16 protein-coding genes, 1 tRNA gene and 1 pseudogene are annotated in these 17,040 nt (G+C 52.6%); 5 read left to right on the top strand and 13 right to left on the bottom strand.

Annotated elements, in window-relative coordinates; all coding sequences use genetic code 11:
* The 3 genes and pseudogenes from ACT3R4_RS17300 to ACT3R4_RS17290 form a co-directional block, all read left to right on the top strand.
* Window positions 1-306: pseudogene (locus ACT3R4_RS17300) on the top strand (L-seryl-tRNA(Sec) selenium transferase); the annotation flags it as partial.
* The gene (selB, locus tag ACT3R4_RS17295; RefSeq protein ID WP_441680033.1) at window positions 303-2,231 is read left to right on the top strand and encodes a selenocysteine-specific translation elongation factor; all 1,929 of its coding nucleotides are present in this window, start codon (window positions 303-305) and stop codon (window positions 2,229-2,231) included. The pseudogene ACT3R4_RS17300 and the gene selB, both read left to right, overlap by 4 nt.
* A gap of 12 nt (window positions 2,232-2,243) precedes the next feature.
* Window positions 2,244-2,339: transfer RNA gene (locus ACT3R4_RS17290), tRNA-Sec, on the top strand.
* 115 nt (window positions 2,340-2,454) lie between these two features.
* Here the strand turns inward: ACT3R4_RS17290 and ACT3R4_RS17285 are convergent.
* Window positions 2,455-3,360: a LysR substrate-binding domain-containing protein gene (locus ACT3R4_RS17285; protein WP_441680031.1), complete on the bottom strand. Its 906-nt coding sequence runs from the start codon at window positions 3,358-3,360 to the stop codon at window positions 2,455-2,457.
* Window positions 3,361-3,480: 120 nt separating this feature from the next.
* On the opposite strand from ACT3R4_RS17285, the gene ACT3R4_RS17280 reads away from it, so the two are divergent.
* Window positions 3,481-4,185, top strand: coding sequence for an FMN-dependent NADH-azoreductase (locus tag ACT3R4_RS17280; RefSeq protein WP_441680029.1), 705 nt, complete (start codon window positions 3,481-3,483; stop codon window positions 4,183-4,185).
* A gap of 53 nt (window positions 4,186-4,238) precedes the next feature.
* Here ACT3R4_RS17280 and ACT3R4_RS17275 read toward each other — a convergent pair whose 3' ends face one another.
* From ACT3R4_RS17275 to ACT3R4_RS17225, 11 genes are all read right to left on the bottom strand, one after another.
* Window positions 4,239-4,559 carry a DUF1330 domain-containing protein gene (locus ACT3R4_RS17275; RefSeq protein ID WP_441680027.1) on the bottom strand — a complete coding sequence of 107 codons (321 nt, stop codon included), beginning with the start codon at window positions 4,557-4,559 and terminating at the stop codon, window positions 4,239-4,241.
* Window positions 4,560-4,997: 438 nt separating this feature from the next.
* Window positions 4,998-6,950, bottom strand: a complete 1,953-nt coding sequence (locus ACT3R4_RS17270) for a M48 family metallopeptidase (protein WP_441680025.1) — start codon at window positions 6,948-6,950, stop codon at window positions 4,998-5,000.
* A 31-nt stretch (window positions 6,951-6,981) separates the two neighbouring features.
* A complete protein-coding gene (locus ACT3R4_RS17265) occupies window positions 6,982-7,575 on the bottom strand; it encodes a LemA family protein (RefSeq protein WP_172116468.1) in 594 nt (197 codons plus the stop codon).
* A gap of 363 nt (window positions 7,576-7,938) precedes the next feature.
* Entirely contained in the window at window positions 7,939-9,249 is a 1,311-nt protein-coding gene (locus ACT3R4_RS17260; RefSeq protein ID WP_441680023.1) for a DUF945 family protein, read from the bottom strand.
* 173 nt (window positions 9,250-9,422) lie between these two features.
* Window positions 9,423-10,145, bottom strand: coding sequence for a ZIP family metal transporter (locus tag ACT3R4_RS17255; protein WP_441680021.1), 723 nt, complete (start codon window positions 10,143-10,145; stop codon window positions 9,423-9,425).
* Window positions 10,146-10,325: 180 nt separating this feature from the next.
* Window positions 10,326-10,844 (bottom strand): MgtC/SapB family protein, encoded by a 519-nt coding sequence (locus tag ACT3R4_RS17250; protein WP_087105647.1) that lies wholly within the window; start codon window positions 10,842-10,844, stop codon window positions 10,326-10,328.
* Window positions 10,845-10,894: 50 nt separating this feature from the next.
* Entirely contained in the window at window positions 10,895-11,380 is a 486-nt protein-coding gene (locus ACT3R4_RS17245; RefSeq protein WP_087105648.1) for a VOC family protein, read from the bottom strand.
* A gap of 104 nt (window positions 11,381-11,484) precedes the next feature.
* On the bottom strand, window positions 11,485-11,724 hold the full coding sequence (locus ACT3R4_RS17240; protein WP_087105649.1) for a hypothetical protein: 240 nt from the start codon (window positions 11,722-11,724) through the stop codon (window positions 11,485-11,487).
* A gap of 13 nt (window positions 11,725-11,737) precedes the next feature.
* Window positions 11,738-13,057: a S8 family serine peptidase gene (locus ACT3R4_RS17235; protein ID WP_441680018.1), complete on the bottom strand. Its 1,320-nt coding sequence runs from the start codon at window positions 13,055-13,057 to the stop codon at window positions 11,738-11,740.
* The gene (locus tag ACT3R4_RS17230; protein ID WP_087105651.1) at window positions 13,050-13,463 is read right to left on the bottom strand and encodes a DUF2784 domain-containing protein; all 414 of its coding nucleotides are present in this window, start codon (window positions 13,461-13,463) and stop codon (window positions 13,050-13,052) included. The genes ACT3R4_RS17235 and ACT3R4_RS17230 overlap by 8 nt, the downstream gene beginning before the upstream one ends.
* A gap of 63 nt (window positions 13,464-13,526) precedes the next feature.
* Window positions 13,527-13,949 (bottom strand): GFA family protein, encoded by a 423-nt coding sequence (locus ACT3R4_RS17225; RefSeq protein ID WP_441680016.1) that lies wholly within the window; start codon window positions 13,947-13,949, stop codon window positions 13,527-13,529.
* 682 nt (window positions 13,950-14,631) lie between these two features.
* Between ACT3R4_RS17225 and ACT3R4_RS17220 the strand changes: the two genes are divergently transcribed.
* Window positions 14,632-16,020 carry a YfcC family protein gene (locus ACT3R4_RS17220; protein WP_496201248.1) on the top strand — a complete coding sequence of 463 codons (1,389 nt, stop codon included), beginning with the start codon at window positions 14,632-14,634 and terminating at the stop codon, window positions 16,018-16,020.
* Between the two features lie 88 nt (window positions 16,021-16,108).
* On the opposite strand, the gene ACT3R4_RS17215 is transcribed toward ACT3R4_RS17220, so the two are convergent.
* A partial coding sequence (locus tag ACT3R4_RS17215; RefSeq protein WP_496201247.1) for a LysR family transcriptional regulator occupies window positions 16,109-17,040 on the bottom strand: 932 nt, incomplete at its 5' end.

Below are 17,040 nucleotides of genomic sequence, written 5' to 3'. Positions count from 1 at the left end.
CTAGCCCCCTGCGTGAGTCAGCTTGGCAGCGGCTCGCTACCCATTGACCGGCTGCCAAGCTACGCGCTGGTCTGGCGCCCGCTAAACGGTGACCGCCGCGCCAGGGAACGATGCCTCAAACGCATCGAGACAGCGTTTCGTCAGCTCCCCCGTCCGGTCATCGGCCGCCTTAACGAAGGTGCTCTCTATCTCGACCTGCGCTGTCTATACCGTCCTGAAGACGTGGACGCCTTCGCTGCACAATTCTCGATATTGAAGCAGCGCTACGAGAGCCACCATGACATGTCCCAGGACGGCCAGCCATGATCGTCGGCACTGCCGGCCATGTCGACCACGGCAAGACCGCCCTGATCCAGCGGCTGACCGGTATCGATACCGACCGCCTCAAAGAGGAAAAAGCACGTGGGTTGACCATCGAAGCTGGTTTCGCTTATCCCGAAGTCGCGTCAGGCGTCGAGCTCGGCTTTGTCGACGTGCCCGGGCATCATCGGTTCCTGCATAACATGCTCGCGGGCAGTGCTGGCATCGACACAGCCCTGCTGGTGGTAGCCGCCGACGATGGTGTAATGCCCCAGACAATCGAGCATGTCCAAATTCTCGACCTGCTCGGCGTCGACCGCGGCGTGGTGGCACTGACCAAGATCGACCGAGTCGACAAAACACGGCGTCAGGAAGTCAGACAAGAAATCACACAGTTGCTGGCAGGAACCCAACTCGCCAAGGCGCCGCTGTATGACGTCTCGAGCCATAGCGGTGAAGGCGTAGCGGAACTGCGTGACACGCTATGGTCCCAGGCGGCCGAACAGCATGCGCTCTCTGCTTATGGGCATTTCCGCCTTAGCGTGGACCGCGTCTTTGCGCTGCCGGGAGCCGGCCTGGTAGTGACCGGCACCGCCCTCAGCGGCTGTATTGCCAAGGGTGACATGGTGCGCCTGGTGCCCGACGGCCATAAGGCCAGAGTACGCCAACTGCGGCGCCAGCACCGCGAGAGCGATCAGGCACACCAGGGTGACCGGGTAGCGCTCAATCTTTCAGGCACTGGGGTGGAACGGGATCGCATCCGTCGCGGCGACTGGGTGGTCGCCGATGCACTGGAAACGCCGCCCATCAAACGCCTCGACGTCCAGCTAAGGTTGCTCGACTCTACCCCACCGCTCAAGCACTGGACGCCAGTCCATATACACCTGGGGGCCGCCCATCTCATGGGGCGGGTCTCGCTTCTCGAAGGGCAACGACTCGAACCAGGCAAAAGCATGCTGGGGCAACTGGTCTGTGATAGCCCGGTACACGCCTGCCTTGGGGATCGTTTCGTCATCCGTGATCATGGTGGGCATATTACTCTCGGCGGCGGAATCGCACTGGACGGCGAACCACCCCGCCGTGGTCAGCGCGCTCCCGCTCGCCTGGCCTGGTTGGCGGCACTGGCGGAATGCGCAAACACCAAGCCCCCTTATGATCTTCATGAACCGCTGAGTGCTGCGCTTGATCTCCATCCCGAAGGTCTGGATCTTACTGGCATGGCGCGTAATCTTAATATCAGCGTTCAGGGTCTAGCGCCGCTGGTCGAGGCATCCGCAGGTCAAGTCCTCACTGCCGAAGGCGAAGTTAGTGCTTTCTCCCGGGAAGCCATCGAATCGCTTAGAGAGCGGATTATCCAAGTAGTCGCCAGTAATCACCAGAACGAACCCGCCATGCTGGGGACCGAGCGCGAGCGACTAAATCGCCAGGCCGCTCCTCGATTACCGGCTCCCCTCTTCCGCGGCCTGCTGAAACAACTGATCGAGGCGGGCCAGCTTGCTAGCAATGGGCCCTTCATTTCTCTGCCTGGCCATCGCGCAGCACTTAATGAACACGACGAGGCGCTCTGGCAACGGCTCGAACCTCTTCTCGCGGAAGCCCCCTTCCAGCCACCCCGGGTTCGCGACCTGGCAGCAAGCGGTGGGCTTGATGAACAGCGTGTTCGCCAGGTGCTAACAGCCTGCGCTCGCCTCGGCAGGCTCTACCAGGTACGCAAGGACCACTTCTACCTCGCCTCAGCGACACATGAACTGGCCAATATCGCGCGTAAGCTGATGGACGAGCACGGCACTATTCGCGTCGCAGAATTTCGCAACTGCATCGGTACCGGACGCAAATTGGCCATTCGTATTCTCGAATTCTTTGATAGGATAGGTTTTACACGCCGGGTGCAAGATGAACGCTACATTCGCCGTACTGCCCTGTGGAACTAGGCAACCGCTCAAGGAAGAGGATCGACCCCCGGTGGGGCGGCCAGACTTCAAATCTGGCAGGGGCTGCCAGCAGTCTTTGGTGGGTTCGACTCCCACGCTCTTCCGCCACTCTTTTTGACTCTTCCCCCAGCCTCGCTATTTGAGCCAAATCAGACTCCGCCATGAAACTCACAGACGGCGAAGCATCAGGTCACACAAGATAACGGTATAAAACACGACGTTATCAAGCCGAAGGTGTTGATAGCCTGCCAGGCACTGCCATCACCCAGTCGCGAAGCGCCAACATCGTTGGATCGTTGCGGCGGTTTTCCGGGTAGGCCAAAAAGAAGGCACGGTCTTCAAGTTCAGGGCCAAAAGGGTGTACCAGGCGCCCTTCGGCCAGCTCATCTTCAATCAGTTGACGGCTCATCAGCATGACACCCTGCCCTCCCACAGCCGCTGAAATAGCGTGGCTTTCGTCAGAAAAAGCCAGCCCGGCGCCGACATTCAACCCTGGAATCTGGGCGGTTTTCTGGTAACCCGGCCAATCCATGGGCGATATAAATACGCCCTGAGGTCGAAAGTGAATCAGCGGATACTTCGATAGATCCTCCCCTGCATGCTGAACAAGCTGTGGGCTGCAAGCCGGAATCAACGTGGTATCAAACAGCTTCTCGGCTACTAACCCTGGCCAGCGTCCATCGCCATGCCGAATGGCAAGGTCGGCGGTTACCCCATCTAACGCAACGGGCTCGTGGGACGCATGGATTCGCAGGTCAATGTCTGGGTGAGATTCGCGCAGTATGCAAACCCAGGGCAGCAGCCAGCGTACTGCCACCACTGGTGTGGTCGTCAGCGTAATGCCCCTGCGCTCGGGCATGGTACTCAGGCGCTCAATGGTGTTGCTGATATTGTCGAATGAAGATTCCAGCACCTGCTGCAGCTCGCGGCCTTGCGGCGTCAATTCCAGTTGCCTGGGCCTGCGTACAAACAGCGCAATGCCCAGAGCCTCTTCAAGCCCACGAATCTGGTGACTAATGGCCGTGGCCGTTACCGAGAGCTCCTGCGCTGCCTGTTTGGCACTTTCATGGCGAGCAGCCGCTTCAAAAGCGCGAAGTGCCGAAAGCGAGGGTAATCGTCGAGAATTCATGAATGAATTTTACTCACCTATACCTGCAAGAAAAAGTCGCTTGTTACGGCTCATAATCCAAGTCTAAGCTACGTCTGTCGTTAATCATAGATGAGCTCAGCTCAGAACAGGAGACTATCCATGCCGCATATCCTACATATAGACGCCAGCGCTCGCCCGGGGATTGCCGGAACAGACAATCATGGCTCTCACAGCCGTCACCTTACCGATCAGTTTGCCAAACAATGGCAATTACGCCGCCCGCAAGACATGATCACCTATCGCGATATAGGCCAACACCCGCCATCCTTTCTCAACCACGACTGGATCGCGTCGGCTTTCACGCCTGAAGAACAGCGGGCACCCTGGATGAAGGATGCACTAGCAGAAAGCGACCAGCTGGTTGATGAATTAATCGCCGCGGATGTCGTAGTGATCGGCACGCCGTTCTACAACTTCGGCATGCCTGCCGCCCTCAAAGCGTGGATCGACCAAGTAGTACGCCCCGGTCGAACGGTGGATATCGATGAGAGTAACCCGACCGATCCTTACGTTCCAAAGCTTTCTGACCGGCCAAGGCATGCGGTTGTTCTTACTGCCAGAGGCGGGATAGGCTTTGATATCGGTGGAAAGATGGCGCACATCAACCACCTGGAGCCCAATTTAGCCACTGCACTGGCGTTTATTGGCATCACTAAAATTCACTATATCGCCATCGAGGGGCAGGAGGTAAGCGGGGAGGTATTGGCGAAGTCAGTTGCTGACGCAATAAGGAAAGTCGAACGGCTCGTTGATGAGTTGCAGGTGATGACATGGCGAGACACACAAATATCTGAACCGGCTTAAAAGCAGGAAGCAGCTTCTTACTATCAAGGTCGGCGCGTTAGGCGCGGGTATCGCTAGCCCAGGATATCCGCACCTTTATGCCCCTCTGGCACGCCCTGAACCAACAGTACATCGCCCTCGGTATGCCGGATACGAAATGGGCGAATCGTCTTATAAGCATCGGAGTCATACCACCCTTGAGCTTGTTCCATAGTAGGAAACTCAATGACGACCATATCGCCAGCCCACGCGCCCTCAAGTGGCGTGTATGGCCCACCATGCACGAGGTATTTACCTGAAAAAGGAGCGAGCGTTGCGTCGATACGCTCTAAATAGTGTTTAACCTCTGGATCGAATCGAGTTTCTCGAATGAGAGCAACAGCGTAGGCAGGCATCATCCCCCCTTGATTAGACGAAATAATTTTCTAAACAACGAAAGCCTAGAGCAAACACTTTAAATAACGAACCCACTTATCACTATATCAATTTAACTGACAATAACTCTCCAGAAATTTAATTTTGATTAAACCAATGGCGCTTCATTGCTGTATTGGTTAGAGGCCACCATTCAGGGTTTCGCAAATAAAGTCCCTTTTTGCTGCTGTATACGCTTCTCTATCCAACCTATATTTCGCCGCCCAACGCCTATCGATCAGAGAGGCGTTATATTCCATGGAAGTTGAAAAGAGGCAGCAGCCGAGCCCGTTCCTCTTCAAACAGAGTTGGCCAATCAGTACTGTATGAGCAGAGTACTATCTTCTCGTTAGTCGCTCGGTTCAAGGACCCTGCCTCATTCATACTATGGATACTCCCCGCCTTGAGAATGGCGACGCTCAATCACTCTCTATCAACAGCGGCGGCATGGGGCATTCCAGCATATCGGCGATGACGCGAAACAGCTCGGCCTCTGCGGGCTTTATTTGCCCGCTATGCTCAATACAGCGGGCCATGGCCTGCAGAACAGCAGGCTTTTGTTGCGGTCGTAAACGACGCAAGCGGCTAACTGCGGGGCCCAGGGCTTTGATATCAGGGGCCTCTCTTTTTGCGCTTAGTGCAAACGGCAGCTCTTTTTCAGCGGCATCTAGCGCAGCGCTTACCTTTTCGGGGTCACTCTGCCCTGCCCAGGCCAGCACGTTGAGCAGCCGCTGGCACTCCTGCTGTAAATCGCTCAGCTTACGAACAGCAGGGCCACTACCTTTCTTGCCCAGGCCCAGGTGATGAACCAGCCAGTGATACAGCGTCCACTCAAACAGGCTGACCTGACTATCCGCATTGATCAGTTCTACCATGCAATGTCGAAAATGCGTGGCCTGATCCACTGACAGGTTTTTTAACGCAGGCAACGCCAATTCCATCAACGGCAGGCGAAGCTGGTCTCTAAGCATTAACACGTCGCCGGCATGATTCATGACTTCACGATACACATCGGGCAAGGCTGTCTGCTGAAGTGATGCCAGCTGCTGCTTACGCACCTCAATATTCTGGCTCAGCAGCAGTGCGTACATTAATGCGCGCACTGCATAAGGATCGTGGGCGGCATCGACGAGCCGCGTAGGCAATGCACTGAGCATGGTACGTGCCTGGGCCAAATGGCGTGGGCCGGGTTGCCCCATTGAGTCAATCGCCATGCGGGCCGAGGCGCCGTTCATGGTTGCTGCGCTGGAGTGGGCGTGAGCGGAGGGGGTGTCTGCAAAGCCAACCGCTGACTCACCTCCCGCTTTTTCCACGTCACCGTCAAAAGACGCACTGAGCGGCGCGTTAAATTCACCGTTCCAGCTTGGCATAACGCGTTTGATGCGCTGGCGTATCGGCGGGTGGGTCGCCAATAAGCGAGTGAAACCAAGCTTCATGCCCTGGCCGAAAAACAGGTGGCTATATTCGCTCGCTTGGGAGGCTTCTATTCTGGCCCCCTGCGTAAGGGAGCCTATCTTGATTAACGCTTGGCCGATGCCATTGGGGTTACGCGTATATTGAACGGCGGAGGCGTCGGCCAGGTATTCTCGCTGACGGCTCACTGCCGCCTTGATCCAGTTGCCAAAAAACGTGCCCGCATAACCAATGACGGCCAGGGCAACACCCAGGGCAAGTACGACGACAGCGCCTTTGCTATTTGAATTGTTGCGCCGCACAGCTCGACCACGCGACGTCGTACTGCGCAGCAGGATATAGCCTAACAGTCCGATCAGAAGCACACCGTGAAGTACGCTGATCAAACGCATGTTCAAGCGCATATCGCCATGCAGAATGTGGCTAAATTCATGGGCAACCACGCCTTGTAGTTCCTCGCGGTTGAGGTGATTAATCGCCCCCTGGGTGATCCCGATCACGGCATCGCTGGTATCATACCCGGCGGCGAAAGCGTTAATACCCGCTTCCTGAAGCAGATAAACCGGTGGAACCGGCGTGCCCGAGGCAATTGCCATTTCTTCCACCACGTTGAGAATACGGCGCTCGTTAGCGTTTTCGGTGCTGGGGCTGATTTCTCGTCCGCCCAGCGCCTCGGCCACTACTTTACCGCCGCCGCGACGCAACTGAGAGCGCTTGAAAAGCCCGCCGAGACCCACTAACGCCACCACGCCAAGCGCAACCACGGCTACCAGTTCTGGGGATAGCGCAGCCAACAGGTTATTCGCTGTCACGCTGCCTCGGTCATCTCTCATGAAATGCACGACGATTGCGATCACGACAGTGGTGACCGCTATCAGGGCGATTACCGCCGCTATCAATAAAACAACCAGTTGCCCGGTTTTACGCCGGGCATTGTCCTGAGCCGTAAAGAAATCCATGCACACCTATCCTTGTCGGTTCAAGAACGCTTCAAAACGATATTTTAGGCGCTGACTGAATCTGGGCGCTGTCCTCGAATTCCAGGAAGGAAGCGTCCTCGCCATGCCCCAACAGGCCAGCTACGGCCACCGGAGGGAAGCTCTGGCGGTAAGTGTTGTATTGCATGACAGCGTCGTTGAACGCTTGGCGGGCAAAAGCGACCTTGTTTTCAGTACTGGTAAGCTCTTCAGAGAGCTGCTGCATGTTTTCAGAGGCCTTGAGGTCCGGGTAAGCTTCCATCACCACATTAAGCCGCCCCATCGCTTGGCTTAGCGCACCTTCTGCCCCGCCCAATTCGGCCATCGCTTTGGCGCTCCCTGGGTTGGCAGCCGCCGCTTTGAGCCCCGCCGCTGCTGAATTGCGCGCTTCAATCACCGACTGAAGCGTTTCGCGCTCGTGGCTGAGATACCCTTTGGCGGTTTCGACCAGGTTAGGTATCAAGTCGTGACGGCGCTTTAGCTGCACTTCAATTTGAGCAAAGGCGTTTTGAAAACGGTTTCGCAGTGAGACAAGTCGGTTGTACACACCGATAAGGTAGAACGCGATAACCGCTATTATCGCTACGATAATGATAGTTAAAACCATAATTGATCCTTACTGTGATTAATAAAAAAACTATTACGTATCACGGCCTGACGGCTTTACTTGGCGAGTTTAGGCAAAAACTCTATATCCATGTGATATTTCTGGGGATCATTCTGCTCGATAAAGACAGCAATCGTATTCGTATTGATATAAGACGAGGGATCAAACCAGATATTCTGGCTTTTAAACACATGTACTTGCATGGTAACGGGATTCAACCACTGCGCTATCACCTGATAAGGATGTTTTCCATTGACCGAAAGTTTCAATACGGTACAAATTTGTTGAGTGCAGTGATCTTAATACCTTTGATTTAACACTACGCCACTCCATATGGCGTAGTGCTTATGATACAAGCCTTGCTTACATCACTTCTTCACCATTAACCGTCAGGACACCGTCTTGCCAGGTCAACGTCTGCTCTTCAAAGTCCGGATCGATTAACAGAGCATAAGGCATGGGAATGAGTGAAAGTACCATCTGGGGAGGTGTCGTTACGCCAATATCCAGGCTCAAGCGGTTTTGGAGGTACTCTTGCGCCTCCGGTGTGCTCATCCTATCTTGCGATGTCTGAAGCTGCTCGGGTAACGGCAAACGGTTATCCCATAAAGCGCTGTATAGCGCCTCCTTGGAAAGTTCTTCACCATCAAAGCGGATATCCGCCGTAATGCGGGGATTAAAATCGATACCCAGCATGGGCAGGGTGACGTGCGCTTCCAGCGGCTGGAACGCCATTGAGGGACTCGCAATCAGGACATCATAGCCTCGTTCGATAGACTGAATCAGTAGTTCACGCTCTTCCTGCTCATCGCCGCGTACACCGGTCTCTTCATACTCTGCACGCATGCTTTCCAGCGGTGCATAGGCTTCCTGAAGCGCCTGAAATGCTGACATATCCCAGTTCTTGGCATCGATATCAAGTGACAGGCTGCCCATTGAGGTGCCGTCGGCGCCGATATCGGCTATCTTAAAACGGCCGCCTGAATTGACGATTTGGCTATCACCTACGGATTCAGACTCGGCCTCAAGCTCAATGCCATCTATATAAACATTGACGCCCTCCGCCAAAAACTCAATTTTGGGTATTTCCAGACGTTGATGTATCAGGCTCGACGCTTCCTGGGAGCTATTTTCAAAGCGTGGCGAGACGATCCGAAACGAGTCGTTCTCGTCATTGACAACAATTTCACGTGCCTGGCCGTCTACCTTCCAAACGTCTTCATCTTCAAGATCAAGATCCACTACCAGGTCGTGCAGAGTGCCGTCAAACTCAACGCCGCTTAACGAACCGGCCGTCAACTGCCCCGTGACGGCGCTGCGAGTAGCGACCAAATCAACGTCAATATCCCCGCTTAGAAACTGCTCGTTGGGATGAATCGTGCCGGTAATCGGGCTATTAATAATGCCGTGATCCACCAGCAGATTTACCTGGGCATTGGCATTTTCAACACCTTCCATACCGATCGTTGCCGTCGCCGTTGTATTGAACAACGATTTATCAATCGTTACGTCGCTTGCGTACCAGGAAACAGAATCATCCAACTGCGCAAAGGTTTGGGCTAGCGCTTTTTCCACCTCATTACCCACCACCGCTTGGGCGCCTATATATCCCCCTGCCCCGAGCACTACAACGCCAGCAGCAGTCAAAATTAACGTCTTGGAAGTTGCGGGCATATCACTATCCTTAATAAAAATGATTATTAATTATCCTGTATTTAAAAACAAAAACCCACTGCTAATTCAGTTCATGGCTAGATGTTAAAGAAAGAAAAAGCGAGGCGAAGACTCATATTCTTCGTCATTAAACCGCATGGCCATAGCATTGCGCTGCGTGCAGTTATTTGCCATCAGGAGGCAAGAAGCACCATGTTACCCATCAACCCAAGCAGAAACCCAGCGACAGCACCGATCGCCGGCATTCCCTGGTGTTCAAGTTTGGACCCGGGGGCAATATCCTGAAAAACAAGGTACAAAATTCCTGCACTAGCAAATAGCATTAACGCGCCCATTAACACATCGTACTGTGCCAATACGTAATAGCCGGTTGCTGCTGAAATAGGCCCCACTAATGCCAAACCGCTAAATGCCAGTATGATTTTATTGGAAGATAGTTGAGTATTATTATTGCTCAGTTCTTCGTAAGCGTTAAAACCCTCAGGCAGATTTTGCAAAATCATTAACAGTGCAAGCAGCAACCCTGTGCCTTCGCCTACTGCAAAGGCGGCACCCAAGGCAATCGCTTCAGGGATAAAATCAGATAACATTGCCACCAGCTGGCCTACCGAGCTATTGAGTTTTTTTAAGTAGGCATCAAGGAAGTAAAAACATACCCCACCAGCAGCAAAAAACAAGGCGGCCGGTACAAGCGGTAACTTACTAGCACCTTCAGGTACCAGTACCAGAGCGACCGCTGACATTAGCGCTCCACCGCCAAAAGCAATAATGAAATGCCGCCAGGAATCCCCTAACAGGGAGGGATGAACCAGATCAAACTTAGCTAATAATGCCCCGATGGGCATTGCGGCACCTGCCATTAATGATAAAAGAAGGATAGTGATAATTTCAGCCATAAAATGTCAGATTAACCTCTTTTTCAACCATCGTTGGTTCACCGGTTTGTCCGGCATTTCTCGCTGCCTCCTAAGCGTTTTCAGAGGACCGAGCCGTGTCTTTTCGACCCCTGCGTTTGTTCAGCTTATGAAGGTTCACAAAGCCATGAATGCCGCAAATTAACGGGTAACGTCTCACGCTTATTTATTACCAGAGTCATCTTCTTTCGATCCTGAGCATACAGGCTTTTTCTTGGTTCTTGCGCGTGAGAAGAAAGGCACCACATACAGCACTGTCCAGGCCAGCACGGTACACAAAACGGCCGTTTGCTCACGCCCAAGACCAACGGCGACACCTATAGCCGCTGTAAACCAAATGCCAGCCGCCGTGGTAAGTCCGGTAGCAAATAGATCATTCTTACGGGTGATAATACTTCCAGCACATAAAAAACCAATGCCGCTAATAACACCTTGAATGACTCGGCTCATCTCTGCATCTGAAATGCCTGCTTGCTGCGGAATTAATATAAATAACGCCGCCCCCATGCACACAAGCATGTGGGTACGTATTCCAGCTGGCTTACCGCTCTGTTCACGCTCAAGCCCCAAGAGGCCGCCGAGAAAAGCAGCCATCAGCAATCGAGTCACTACAATGATAAATTCACTTAAGTCATTAAAATCAGAAAATTCAGAAATAATAATAGTGCTAACTGACTCCATTGCCTCAGCCCTGTCGTTAACGCGCGATGGGTAAACATCTTTTATCTAATTCAACCGTTACGTGCTGCCTCAATGGTGGCGATATCGATTTTTTTCATCTGCATCATCGCTGCAAACGCGCGCTTAGCAGCAGCAGGGTCCGAGGCAGTGATCGCTTCAATCAGCACCACAGGCGTTACCTGCCAAGACACGCCCCATTTATCTTTACACCAACCACATGCGCTTTCTTGCCCGCCATTGCCCACTATCGCGTTCCAATAGCGATCCGTTTCGGCCTGATCACTGGTTGAGACCTGAAAAGAAAACGCTTCGCTATGCGTAAACTCAGGCCCAACGTTAAGCCCCAGGCATGGAATGCCCAGCACGGTAAACTCAACGGTCAACACATCCCCTTCCTTACCGGATGGAAAGTCTCCCGGCGCGCGGTGAACGGCACTAACAAACGAATCAGGAAAGGTATCTGCATAAAAGCGCGCGGCTTCTTCTGCGCTACCATCAAACCAAAGACAAACCGTATTCTTTGCGGGTGTTGCCATGACACTTCTCCAGTGAAAACGAAACAGCCAATAATGGGTATGACATTTTAATGCGGCGCACCCAGTTTCCTTTAACAGCTCCTTCCAAGGTGGTTGCTGAGGAATCACCAAGTCTTATCAGCACCTGGCGGGCCTATATCGAGCTGCATATCAGGGGCAATATCCACCACTCCGTTGACCTTTTTAAGCCGCTCAACGGTAACGTCATCTGCCGCCCCGGTGATGCACCCAATCTCCTCAAATACATCTCTGATCGTGAGTCCTTCATCACTAAGGCGCGAAGCTATTTCATTGATCGATTGATCTTCAGAAATCGTGATTATCCAAAGCGCTATTGTCGGCATCGATCATCCTCATCTAAGGTGCCTGTACCAACCCGGCCCCAACACGGGAACCGGAGGATGGTAAAGGCTTTGCAGAATCCAGCAGGCGTTGCCAAAGCTTCATACCGCGCAGCGAGGCATCTGACTCAGCCCAAAGGGCGGCGCAGCCTGCAACGTGGGGCGTCGCCATACTGGTTCCGCTAATCGTTTTATGGTGTACCGGCCGGGGCCAGGACGAAAAAATGTCGCCGCCAGGCGCAGCAATTTCGATTTTGCCTGCGTTAGAAAAGCTCGAAGGCTTTAAGTTGGCATCAATAGATGCAACCGACATGATAGTAGGTGAGTTGGCAGGCGCTCCCGTATGAGCAGAAGAGTTTCCTGCGGCAGCAATAATCAGACACCCTTTACGCAGAGCCGCGGCACCCGCGTGGGTGTAGGCGGCTTGCACAGGACTTTGACTGCCCAGCGACATCGAAATGACGTCACATCGATTAGCGATCGCCCAATTCATGCCCGCAAGCACTCCCGCCCCTGTACTGCTACCCGAGTTGGTGAGCACCTTTCCAACGAGCACCTGTGAATCGGATGCGATACCGTAGCGCGGAGCGTTTTCGAAAGGCACCCTGGGGCCGCAGGCCGTGCCGATACAGTGCGTTCCGTGGCCATTGATATCTTGAACCGGCTCTCCTACGAATGAGCGGGTAATAAACTCTCTACCTACAAAGTCAGGATGGCCAAGGTCCATCCCGGTATCCAGCACGGCCACTTTAATGCCAGCCCCACTCCACCGGCTTTGCAACACATTGCATTGAATCAATCCCCAGGTCGTTTCTGGCTTGCCTGGTTCACGCTTGTCTTGGGCTTCATCCAGATCAACATCAGCGCCAAGATCGCGAGCAATCGTACTAGCGGCCCGCAAAAAACCTCGCAGATACTCTGAATTTTCGGAAAAGGCAAAATACTCAGGCTCAATAATTTCTATTGGGCTATCTGCTGAAATAGGGTCATTGAGGCTCATCCCATGTAGCTGTAAAGCGTCACTGCCAACAAGCGCAACCCCAAGCTCTGGGAACACCACAACCTCCGCATCGCCAGCGTCTTCCAAACTGACGGCTTGGTCAGCAAAGTCACGCGCGTCGGCCACTCGAAACTTTTGAGCCTTGAGAGACTTAATGCCCTCTTCCATTCGCCCTTCACGATAACTGATAAGAAAACGCCCGGTTTCAAGGCAATTAACGCCTCGCTCGAGAGCAGCCACAAGCAGCTGTTCAGCCCCGCACGAAATTGTGGCTAATGATTCACTCTTGCCAGAGGGATTGCTTTCGCTTCCGTTGCTTTTAGATTTATTAGCCATCATCGCTTCCTTTCTGTTTGTTTGGCCGCACTAAAAACCAGCTGCACAACACCAAGCTGCCAAAAACCGTATAAAGCAGCACAAATACCCACTCCGGCGCCGTGTAGTAAAGCAGGCTTTGCAACCAGTACTGAATGAAGGACCCCGTATAGGTTGCTGTACCGGCCTCTGCTCTCAAGGCCATTTCCCACGTAGTAAGCGGGCAAACCGCGCCCAACCAGGACTGCACCACTACATACCCAATAGCGGACAAATGCAGAATACGAAACCTCTTATTTCGCACCCATCGCCACCTTAAAAAATAACCGACATAAATAGCCAGCAACCCGAAGACGACAAAGACAACAAACAGCACATGAACGACTAATATCGCATCTGCCATGAGTAGAAGTCGTGAAGGGGCCATATCTCTCCTAATTGAAGCATAGGCAGAGGAGATAGCCAGTGTTTGCGATGGCCACGAAACCTCTTAATTGCCAGTATGTTGAGCAAAAACCTCCTCGCCGGTTAACTCTCTGGTAGCTTGAGAAAACGAGTAAAACGCTGGTTTTTGCTCAATAAATATCTGCTCCTCAAGCTGCCACTGGTCGTTATCCTCCAGAAGCCCCACTGGGATAGCATAGTGCCCGCCCTCTTTTAACCGATAAAACAGATGCGTCCCACACTGCTTGCAAAAACCTCGCTCGGCCCACTCTGAGGAACTGAAGATAGCAATATGCTCAGTCCCCTGGAAATCCACCTCGTTTTTGGACTCAACCGCAAACAGCGGCCCTCCACCCCACTTTCTGCAGAGGCTACAGTGGCAAACCGCTACATGGTGACTGTCTAAATGAGTTAAAAGCTGCACTTCACCGCAGAGACAGCTACCCCGATGCTCAATGTTGGATTGCATATTATCCTCCGTTAGATGCGTAACACCGTCTATACATGCTTAATAGAGCGAACCCTAAACCCCACCTTTTCTATATAGACAGTAGCAGGTTCTATATAGACAGTAGCAGGCCGCTTGGCTATGCGCTGTTAACGCGTAAAATTGCGCGATATGGCCTGCAAACTTGTTATCCATGGCGGTATAAAACATCGTTGAGCGGGCATTTTGAATCGACCGTTTAGCGGCTTTATTGGGTTGCTCGGATACTTCCTTCTGGCTGCCAAGAGTGCTTGCCTAAAATAGAAAACACATTTGATAAATTCACAATTGTTAGCCATGGGCTTCCTTGGTAGGTTGATTTTAAACAACACTAAAGGTGGCCCTTTCACCACTTGCGAGCCAAGCACTATGGACCTTCTAAGCCATTACCTGGAAGTACGTAGGGCTCACTCGTCAAGGTGAGAAAAAACACCACCACCTGATGCTACGCCTCACACTAAACCGCTTCGGCCCACCTACCCCCTCGGCCATGTACACGGTTTAAAAAATACGACAGTGATAACTACCCGTATCGCTTGTCGTTGAGCGTTTGAGCCGCACATACTGCCTAGAGTAGCGCCACCAATAAAACGATAACCCTCTGACCGCGAAGACGAATATGACAACGAAGCTGAGTAAAGGCGCGCCAGAAAAGGCACAAACAATGAAGAAAAAACGCCCTATGCCGGATGTGTTCATCATCCTGTTTAGCTTTATGGTACTGGTACTGCTCGCCTCTTATATAATCCCCGCAGGAAGCTACGAAAGAACCACCAACAATGGCCTGACGCAGGTCGCCACCGATAGCTTTCAGTACATTACTGCAGCGCCCCTGAACGTTATGGACCTGTTCACCGCTATTCAAAAAGGCCTCGTGGCGGCGGCTCCGCTGATCTTTTTAATCATGATGGTCGGCGGCGTGCTTAAGGTGATTGAGTCAACAGGGGCCATCAGCGCAGGCATTCACCAACTCATCAGTAAGGCCAATGGCCGTCGAAACGTCCTTATTTTTATCTTTTGCGCTACGTTCTCAACGCTTGCATCGGTTGGGGTAGGTGCCAACTTGGCCATTGCCTTTATACCTATCGGACTGTTTCTTGCCCGCTCAATGAAGCTTGACCCCATTGTAGGCGTGGCCATTATCTTTTTAGGCTCCTATGCTGGCTTCGGTGCAGGCGTTTTTGACCCTACCGTTACCGTTGCCGGGCAAACCATTGCCGAGCTACCGCTGTTTTCCGGGTTTATTTACCGGGGCGTTATTTTTATTGTCTTTTTGGCCGTAACCACGGCGTACATCTGCCGCTATGCCAAACGTATCAAGCAGAACCCGGCCCATAGCGTGATGGGTGCAGACGCCTTTGATAACACCGAAGCCACACACGAGCCAGGCGCCCTACCGCCATTTACCTTCGCCCATAAGTTGGTACTGCTGATATTTGCCGCTTCTTTTGTGTTTTTCCTGTACGGCGGTTTTAACTTCGGATGGGGAATCACTGAACTCTCTGCCACGTTTTTAATGGTGGGAATCGCCACGGCGCTGATCGGCAGAATGTCCCCCAATGATTTTGTAAAACGCCTGATGAATGGCGCTAGCGAAGTCATATACGGTGCATTAGTGGTGGGTGTAGCCGCTGCTGTCATCGTACTGCTTAGACAAGCACAGCTCATCGACACCCTCGTGCATAGCGTCGCAAGCTCTTTGGATGGCCATGGAAAAATTGTCGCCATGGAGCTTTTATACGTCTTTAACCTGGTATTTAACGGATTGATTACTTCGGGTACCGGCCAGGCCGCTATCGTGATGCCAATTATGGTTCCCATTGGCGATATGCTAGAAGTCACCCGCCAAGCGACCTTCATCACCTTCAAGCTGGGCGATGCAGTTACCAATATTATTACTCCGCTTTCTGGCACCTTGATGGCGTGCCTGGCGATCGCCCGCGTTTCTTACGTGGAGTGGTTCAAATTCGTGCTACCACTGGTATTGATTTGGATTGTCATCGGCGGCGCGTTTGTCGGGGTTGCCGTCGCGATTAACTACGGTCCGTTTTAAGCAGGGTTTTAATAGGATTGTTTAAGCTTTTTAACGTTCGCTTCCAAGCCACCTATAATGGGTGGCTTAACGCCTAACGGGCATGCGCTCAACAGACAACGGCCATCAGCTTCTCTTCCAGAACAACTAAAAACGCCTCGATATGAGCAGGCAGGTAGCGTTCAGCCATCACCTGTACTTGAAGGCTTCGCTGAGAAAGCTGGGGCTCGTGTAGCGGCTTTAAAACCAGCCCATCCTTGTGCATTTTACCGCTTACCGCCACGGCACTACACAACCCGATCATATTGGGATGCTCGCTGACCATGGTATAGGTAGCGCCAAGTGAATCGCAGGAGAAACTTGGGAATACCTTAATACCGGACAAGCTACAGGCTACATCAAACAGATAGCGCATTGTCGAGCCATTAAGCGACATGGTAAGCGGGTAGTCGCATAAATCCTTTACATACAAAACGTCATTAACCGCCAATGGGTGCTCACTCGACATAAGGGCACTAATCGCGGCGTTATGGCTTGAAACCACCTTTACGCCAATATCCGGCGAGAGGCTAAAGGTTAAGGCGATATCGGCACTTCCTTCTTTTACCAGCTCAGAAGCACGCGCTGAATCGACCATCTGAAGATCAAACCGAATATCAGGATGCTGAGTAATAAAGCGCGAAATAACGCTGGGAAGAAAGTGCCATGCCATGCCATCAGGGCAAGCCACCACAATGGTTTGGCGTTGGCGCGTCATTACATCCTGCATCTCATCGATAACGCTATTAACTTCTAACTGGTTACGCAGTGCATAGGCGTTCAGCAGTTTGCCTGCTTCGGTTAACTGCATACCTCGAGGCTGGCGGTTGAACAGCTTGATATCCAGGCGCTGCTCAAGGTTGGTGATTTGGCGGCTAACCGCTGAAACAGCGACGTGCAGCTCTTCAGCGGCAGCGGATAGCGAGCCCGTTTTCGCAACGCTTTGAAAGTAGCGCAAGTGGAGTTCCTGCATAAAGGCCTCATTGATGACCTGCCTGTTAG

This window comes from Halomonas sp. AOP7-E1-9 (assembly GCF_052376035.1).
Classification (GTDB): domain Bacteria; phylum Pseudomonadota; class Gammaproteobacteria; order Pseudomonadales; family Halomonadaceae; genus Vreelandella; species Vreelandella citrativorans.
The sequence above is the reverse complement of the archived record's forward strand: the minus strand, read 5'-3'. Positions and strand labels throughout refer to the sequence as shown.